The organism is Streptomyces sp. ICN903, assembly GCF_022015835.1.
Lineage (GTDB): Bacteria > Actinomycetota > Actinomycetes > Streptomycetales > Streptomycetaceae > Streptomyces > Streptomyces fenghuangensis.
On sequence record NZ_JAKMAY010000279.1, the window covers coordinates 1 to 7,486 of the forward strand.

General features: G+C 76.2%; 5 protein-coding genes. 1 reads left to right on the top strand and 4 read right to left on the bottom strand.

The features are described 5' to 3' along the window. Positions 1 to 145 precede the first annotated feature (145 nt). The 4 genes from L7D48_RS23110 to L7D48_RS23125 all read right to left on the bottom strand — a co-directional run bounded on the left by L7D48_RS23110 (position 146) and on the right by L7D48_RS23125 (position 6,048). Entirely contained in the window at positions 146 to 1,099 is a 954-nt protein-coding gene (locus L7D48_RS23110) for a hypothetical protein (protein WP_237882062.1), read from the bottom strand. After that, the gene (locus L7D48_RS23115; RefSeq protein ID WP_237882064.1) at positions 1,096 to 2,619 is read right to left on the bottom strand and encodes a hypothetical protein; all 1,524 of its coding nucleotides are present in this window, start codon (positions 2,617 to 2,619) and stop codon (positions 1,096 to 1,098) included. The genes L7D48_RS23110 and L7D48_RS23115 overlap by 4 nt, the downstream gene beginning before the upstream one ends. Before the next feature lie 122 nt (positions 2,620 to 2,741). Beyond that, positions 2,742 to 4,289, bottom strand: a complete 1,548-nt coding sequence (locus tag L7D48_RS23120; RefSeq protein WP_237882066.1) for a HEAT repeat domain-containing protein — start codon at positions 4,287 to 4,289, stop codon at positions 2,742 to 2,744. 250 nt (positions 4,290 to 4,539) lie between these two features. Next, a complete protein-coding gene (locus tag L7D48_RS23125) occupies positions 4,540 to 6,048 on the bottom strand; it encodes a hypothetical protein (protein ID WP_237882068.1) in 1,509 nt (502 codons plus the stop codon). A gap of 247 nt (positions 6,049 to 6,295) precedes the next feature. Between L7D48_RS23125 and L7D48_RS23130 the strand changes: the two genes are divergently transcribed. Continuing rightward, complete coding sequence (locus L7D48_RS23130; protein ID WP_374493401.1) at positions 6,296 to 7,420, top strand: aminoglycoside phosphotransferase family protein; 1,125 nt, start codon at positions 6,296 to 6,298, stop codon at positions 7,418 to 7,420. Positions 7,421 to 7,486: the final 66 nt, after the last annotated feature.

Consider the following 7,486-nt stretch of genomic DNA (forward strand, 5'->3'; position numbering starts at 1 on the left):
GGGCACCGGCTCGCCGACCCCGCGCAGGTCCAGCACGGTGTCGGCGTAGCGCGCACCGGCGGGCCCGATGGAGTAGAGGCGGATCCGGGACAGCTCGTACATGGCGGCGGGGCTCTCGTTGCTCTGGCGTCGCTGGGGACGGGGTTCAGCTGTGGAAGGGCAGGCCGGCGTCGGCTGCCGGTTCGAGGGCGTCGGGGTCGGGGGGCGGCAGCAGGGTGGCGCTGCCGTCCCCGACGGGCACCACACCCAGCTCCAGCAGCTCGGTCATGGCGGCGCTGCCCGCCATGTCGCGCACCTGGAGCTGGTAGCGGGCGGTGGTGCGGTAGGTGCCCCCGGCGTCGTCGCCGGTGCGCTGGAGGAAGCCGGAGTCGGCGAGGAAGGCGGCGGCCTTGGCGACGATCCCGGTGGTGGAGCCGGCCAGCCGTCGGGAGTCCTTGGTGGCCCCGGTGGCGCTGCGCCGGGTGTACACCCGCCAGGCGGCCTCCAGGCCGGGCGCGTCGCTGGCCGGGTCGGTGTTCTCGCCCTCGCGCTCGGCGCGCTCCTCCAGTCTCCGGCAGGCCTGGCGGACGAAGGCGTCCACGCCGTTGACGGAGATCCTGCCGACGTAGCCGTCGTCGGCCAGGTCCTCGGGGCGGGGGAAGGCCAGGGCGGCGATGGCCAGATGGGCCAGGCCGTGCAGGAAGCGGTCGGTGGAGTCGGAGGTGGCGCGGCGGGCGTAGTCGCCCATGCGCACGGCGAAGACGGAGTCCTCGGCGGCGGTGACGGCCATCCCCGCGCGCGGGGAGACCTCCAGCACGACCAGCCCGAGGCCGGTGGCGACGGCGTCGGCGAGCCGGGCGAAGGCGGGCTCCTCCCGGTAGCGGCGCAGCAGTTCCGCGTACTCGGCGTCACGGGCGGGCAGCAGCTTGGGCTGCAGGCCGAAGGAGACCAGCCGGGCGGCGTCGGCGGCGTCCGGCGGGGCGAGGGCGGCGGGCCGCTGCGCGGACTCCGGTGGGGCGTCCGTCCCGGGTGACCCGTGTCCGCCCGGCCCCTCACGCTCGTCGTAACCCTCGTAACCCTCGTAACCGGCGTGGCCGCCGTATGGGCCGTACTCGTTCACGATGCCACCTCCGTGCGGTCCGCCGCCATGCCCTCGGCGTCCAGCAGGGCCGTCCCCACCACGAGGTCGGCGCCGCCGAACTCCGGGTCGTCCAGTTCCGTGCCGTCGTCCACGGCGAACAGCAGGCGCCGCTCGCCCTGCCGGTAGGCGGTGCCGACCGGCGGGCTGGCGGCGTGCACCGCCAGCAGGGCCACCAGATAGGGCAGGTCCGGGTCGCGGCGGCGGGCCTCGGCCAGCAGACCCGAAAGCCGGCGCGGGGCGTCGGCGGGCAGCTCCAGCAGCTCCCGGGCGGCCTCCATCTGCTCCTCGCTGAACCGGCTGTCGTCGGGGGTGGCGACCAGGTCCGGCTCGGGCATCTCGGCGCCCAGGTGCTCGCGGGGCACGGGCGGGGTGAGCAGCATCTCGGTCAGGTCCCCCAGGCGTACGGCCGCCGGGGCGCGCAGCCCGGTGCCGCGGGCGAAGAAGGCGTCGGTGACCTTGCCGGCCCGCTCCACCGGCAGCGGCAGCAGGGGCGCCAGCAGCTGCCCGTACAGATCCAGGCCGGAGGCGGCGGCGGGCGGGGCGAAGGCCTGCCGGTCCTGCTCGGCGCGGAAGAGCGGCCCGGCCTCCAGCAGCCGTGACTGGAGCTGGGTGTGGCGCCGGATGCAGTCCTTGACGATGTCGACCAGTTCGGCGGCGCGCAGCTTGTGGCCGGGGTTCTTGTCGGCCGGGGCCTCGTCCCGCGCCCTGCGGATGTTGGTGAGGATGGCGTTCTCGTGGCGGTAGCGGTCGGCGACGTGGTCGAGCGCCTCGGCGATCATGTCGGGGACGGCGTTGAGCCAGTCGACCGCGCGGACGTTGCGCCGGGTGGCCTCCAGGGTGCGGCGCAGCGTCTCGGCGTACTGCACGGTGCGGTAGCGGGCCTGCTCGGCGGCGAGCTGGGCGTCGGCGAGGCGGCCCCGGCTGACCAGCACCTCCAGCTTGACCTCGGCGGCGATCTGCGCGCTGGTGACGTCGGTGTCCAGGGCGCCGACCAGGACGTTGACCGCCTCGTCGGTGGTGCGCAGGTACACGCCTCCGCCCGGCCCCGGCACCTCCTCGATCAACTTGAAGTCGTAGTCGCGCCGCACGTACTCGCCGTCGGGACCGAAGGTGCCGTAGACGGCGCGGAAGCCCCGGTCGACGCTGCCGACGTTGATCAGGTTCTCCAGGACCCAGCGGGCGACCCGCTCGTGCTCGGCGGCGGGCCGCCGCGGGGCCTGGGCCGCCACCCGCGGCAGCAGCCGGGCCACTATCTCCTCGTGGTCGGCGCCGGTGTCGAAGTCCATGTGCAGGGTGACCAGGTCGATGGCGGCCAGCGCCACCTCCGCCATCGAGTACGTGCCGTACTCCCCGGCCAGGTTGGCCTTGCGCGCGTCCAGGTCGTGCAGGGGCGCGGTGCAGGCCAGTGCCCGCAGGCGCCGGGCCAGGCCCTCGTCGGCGGCCGGGCCGGGTGCGGGCCGCCCGGCGCCGGGGGACGGTGCGGATACTGCTGTGGTCACACGGCACAGATTAGGCGCTGGCACCGACAAAGATCGAAACGGCGGGTGCGCGCCCGGTCCGCGCGGCTCTCTCGGGCGGGCCGGTGCGCGGAGGCCCGGCCGGAGAGACCCGCGCGGCCGGGTCAGCGGGCCGGGGCGCCGTCGGAGTCGAGCCGGCCGCGCACCGCGCTCTGCACGCCCTCCTCCTCCGCCGGATCGGCGGCCAGCCGGCGCAGTCGCTCGACGACCCGGGTGTCGCCGGTGGCGGCGTGGCGGGCGGCGATCTCGCGGGTGGACTCCTCGCAGTCCCACAAACACTCGATGGCGAAGCCCGCCGCGAAGGAGGGGTCGGTGGCTGCCAGGGCGCGGGCCGCCCGGCCGCGCAGCTGGGAGGAGGAGGTCTCGCGGTAGACGTGCCGCAGGAGGGGGGCGGCGCGGTGCACGGCCAGCCGGCCGGCACCGTCGACCAGCGGCCGCAGACCGTCGCAGTCGGGCCCTTCGGCGCACACGGTGCGGCGCAGCGCGGCCAGCACCAGGGGAGCGTCCCGGTCCGTGCCGTGACAGGCCAGCAGTGCGGCGGCCGCCGTGCCCAGGGCGTCCTCGCGCCGCGCCCACCGGCGGGCGCGGTCCAGCGCGGCGGCGCCGCGCATCCGGGCGAGGGCGTCCAGCGCGGCCCGGGCGGCGGTGCCGGAGGGCTCGCCCGCGCCGGAGGCGGCCGGGTCCGCCACGGCGGCCTCGATCAGGTCGAGCGCTGCGGGGTCGCCGCGCTCGGCGAGGTGGCGCAGGGCCACGGCGCGCGCGATGCCGGGGCCGGACCGGGCGGCGTCGAGCAGTTCGGGGCGGTCCTCGGGCCCGGCGACGGCGGCCAGGCAGCGGGCCGCGGCGGCCTCGCGGTGCCGCGGGTCGCGGCCCGCAGGCGCTCCGGGCCCCGCGGGCCCGGAGGCGAGCGGTCCGCCGACGGCGGGGTCGGCGGCGGGATCGGCGGAGAGGAGCCTGTCGCCTTCCTGCGCCCAGTCGAGCACCGCGCGCACGCTCCAGCCGGGGCGCGGCCCGGACGGCCTCATCTGGCGCTGCCAGCGGCCGAAGGAGCCCTGTTCACGGGCGTGCGCGAGGCGTTCGCCCTGCTCGGGACGGGTCGGATCCTCGGCCCACAGCCGCCAGGGCCTGGGCTCGAAGGCGTCGCGGACGGCCGCCGCGAGTTCGGCGTCGCCCTCGGGGGTTCGCGGGAAGCGTGCCAGGACGGCGGGGCCCAGCGGACGCAGTCCGGCGTCGTCGTCGCGGACGGCCAGCTCGTCCAGGGCCCAGCGCCAGTTGGCGCCGCGCGCGGCGTAGCGGCGCAGCAGCAGCAGCGCGCCTCGGTCTCCGTAGGAGGCCAGGTGCCCGAGGACGGAGAGGGCCAGTCCGGTGCGTTCCTCGCCGGTGTCGGTGAGGTCGTCGGGGCCGAACAGGTGCTCCTCGATGTCGTCGAGCCCGGCGTCCAGCTCCACGTGGAGCCGTGCGTAGTAAAGGGAGCGGTGCTCGAGCCGCCAGTCGCGCCGGGGGTCACAGCGCAGACAGTGGCTCAGCGCGGCGAGCGCTTCGGCACGCGGGGCCGCGAGAGCGTGCAGCGTGCCGTCGCCGCGGCCCCTCTGGAGGAGGCCGAGCAGCGTACCGCTGGGCGCTATGTCGGAATCGACGGAATCGGCGAACATAAGGTCAGCATCCGGTGCGGGGTGAGGGACTGGCAACGGGATTTCCGCTCTCCGGTGTTCCGGCCGGTCACCGCGGGTTCGCCCCCCGTTCGTCCCGGGGTCTCCCGCGGCTTCCCGGCACCGTGCGGAAAGCGGTCACTCCGGCCGCCGAAGGATACCGGGACCGCGGCGCCGCGCCGAGTCCGCGCGCACCGGTGGTGCGCGAAACGGCGGCCCCGGGACGCCCGGGCGTCCCGGGGCCCGTCCGCCGCTACACCGCCGTACCGCCCCCGGCCCGCCGGGGCGCGGGCACGGTGGCTCCCGCGCCGGGGGATCCGGGAGCCGTGGGCAGGGCGAGCGCGAGCTCCTCGCGCAGGTCCTCGATCTTCGGATACCCGGCGTACCGTCCGGTGAGCCGGTACATCTCCCGCAGCCGGTCCCAGGTGCGGTGGGAGGAGGTGCTGCCGATGCTGACCAGGGCCAGCCGCGCGTAGCGGTCCGCCTGCTCGGGGTCGTCGGCGATGAAGCAGGCCGAGGCGAGCGAGATGTAGTCGAGGATCTTGGACCGCTCGCGCCCCTTCTCCCTCAGCCGCAGCGCCTCCTTGGCGTGCTTCTCGGCCGTCCTCGCGGCCGAGGGGTCGTGCTCGGCCAGGGTGCGGTACGCCAGTGCCTGCATCCCGTGCAGATCGGCCTCGTCGAACAGCTGCATCCAGCTGGGCGGCGGCACGTCCCCCCGGTCGGAGACGAACAGGTCCTCGGCCCGGCCGAGGGTGCGCCGCATCGCCTGTCCTCGCCCCATCGAGGCCTGGGCCCAGGCCTCGATGGTGTGCAGCATCGCGCGGGTGCGCGGCAGGGTCTCCTCGCCGCAGCCGGCCTTGGCCAGCTTCATCAGGTCCAGGGCCTCGTCGGGCTTGCCCAGGTGCACCATCTGGCGCGCGGCCCGGGAGACGGCCTCCCCGGCGCGGGGCCGGTCGCCGCCCTCGCGGGCCGCGTGCGCGGCGATGACGAAGTACTTCTGGGCGGTGGGCTCCAGGCCGACGTCGTGGGACATCCAGCCGGCGAGCACCGCCAGGTTGGCCGCCACCCCCCACAGCCGCCGCTGGATGTGCTGCGGATGGCGGTAGGCGAGCATGCCTCCCACCTCGTTGAGCTGGCCCACCACCGCCTTGCGCTGGAGACCGCCGCCGCGTGCCGCGTCCCAGGCGCGGAAGACCTCCACGGAGTGTTCCAGGGAGTCGACCTCCTCCGAGCCGACGGGTACGGCCTCGTAGCGGTCGGTTGAGGCGGGGACTGCGAGTGGGGCCCCGGCGGACCGGAGGGCGCCCGCCGGGGCCGGGTCGGTCCGGAGCCAGTCGTACAGAGCGCTGCTGAGTGCCGGTCCTGCGGTGAGCGCGGCGCCCGCGCCCACCAAGCCGCGTCGGTTGAGCATGAGGTCCATTCCCGTGAATTCGGTGAGGACCGCGGCGGTCTGCTCGGGGGCCCACGGCAGTCCGTGGACGGACTGCCGTCTGCCTGCCTGGCCCGATCGGCCGAACCCGAGGTCCTCGATGGTCACGACACGGCCGAGTCGCTCGGTGAACAGGGTCGCCAGCACCTTCGGCACCGGGTCGCGCGGGGTCTCCCCCATGTCGATCCAGCGCCTCACCCGGGAGGTGTCGGTCGCCAGCTGCGGGTGGCCCATGGCCGCCGCCTGCCGGTTCACGCGCCGGGCGAGTTCGCCCTTGGACCAGCCGGTGAGGCCGAACAGGTCCGCCAGGCGGGTGTTGGGTCCCTTGGTCACGTCGAAGCCCCCAGGTTCTCGGCTGCCTCGACAGTAGCCCTCGCGGACCGCCCCCGAAGGGGCGCGCGGGCATTCGCCAGGGTTCGCCAGGGTCCGCCAGATGGTGTGCCACCCGCACCCGGGTGTGCTGTAGGAACGCGCCACCCCGTCCGGTTCCACGGGCTCCCGCATTCCCCAGGGTGCGGCACGCCCCGGCCGGCCGGGTGGCGCGGCAATCCGTCGGCGCACGAAGGGATCCGGCTCGTCCATGAATCCAACACCGTCTCCCGTGCCGGCCCCGGTCCGGCCGCGTCCGCGACCGCAGTACGGCATGGTCCGCCCCGAGCCGGTGCGCACACCGCCCGCGGTCGCCGGTCTGCCCCGGCCGCGCCGGGCGCCCGGCGCGGGGGGCCGGCCGGCCGCCGGGAGACCGGAACCGTCCGGCCCGCAGGACGGGCGGCTGCGCACCGCCATCGCCTCGGTGCACCGGGTCTGCCCGGAGTTCCAGCCGGTGCAGGTGCTGCGCCGCGGCGGGCGCTCGGTGCTGCTGGCGGGTACCGTCGGCCGCGGCACCGCGGTCGCCAAGTGCCTGCTGGACCACTCGCCCACGCGGGTCGAGCGGTTCCGGCACGAGATAGCGGTCTACCGCACCTTCGTGCGCCACCGGCCGCCGGTGCGGGTGCCCCGGCTCATCGCGGCCGACCCCGACGGCTGCGTCCTGGTCGCCGAGCGGGCCCCCGGCCGCCCGCTGGCGCTCCAGCGGCATCCGCTGGAGCCCCCGTCGCCGGCCGATCTGCGCGCGGTGCTGGGCGCGGTTTCCCGGGTGAACGCCTGGCAGCCGCCCCCGGGAAGCTTCGGGGCCCCGGTCGACTACGGGGTGCGGATCGCCCGCTACCACGGGCTGGGGCTGCTGACGGACCGCGATCTGAGCGATCTGGGCAAGCTGCTCCACGGTCTGTCGCGCGGCGGCGGCCGCGCGCAGTTCTGCCACGGCGACGCCCTGCCGTCGAACGTGCTGCTCTCCCCGTCCGGCCCGGTGCTGCTGGACTGGGAGCACGCGGGCTGGTATCTGCCGGGCTACGACCTGGCCACCTTGTGGTCGGTGCTGGGCGACAGCCCGATGGCCCGCCGCCGGATCAGCCGGCTCGCCCAGGCCGGGGGCCGCGACGCGCGGGACGCCTTCCTGGTGAATCTGCTGCTCGTCCTCACCCGGGAGGTCCGCGCCTGCGAGACGGCCGTGCGGCGCGCCATGCGGGACCCGGGACCGGCACCGGGCTGCGACCGGACCGGTCTGCTGAGCGCCGGCGAGGAGCAGCGGCTGCTGCTGCGCCGTCTGCACGACGACTGCGCGATGGCCCGGCGTGCGGTGCGGGCGGCGGTGGGGACCCGCTGACGGTCCGGCCCGCGCGGTGCCGCGCGGGCCGGGGGCCGGATCCGGGGGAGTCCGGCAGTCCGGGGG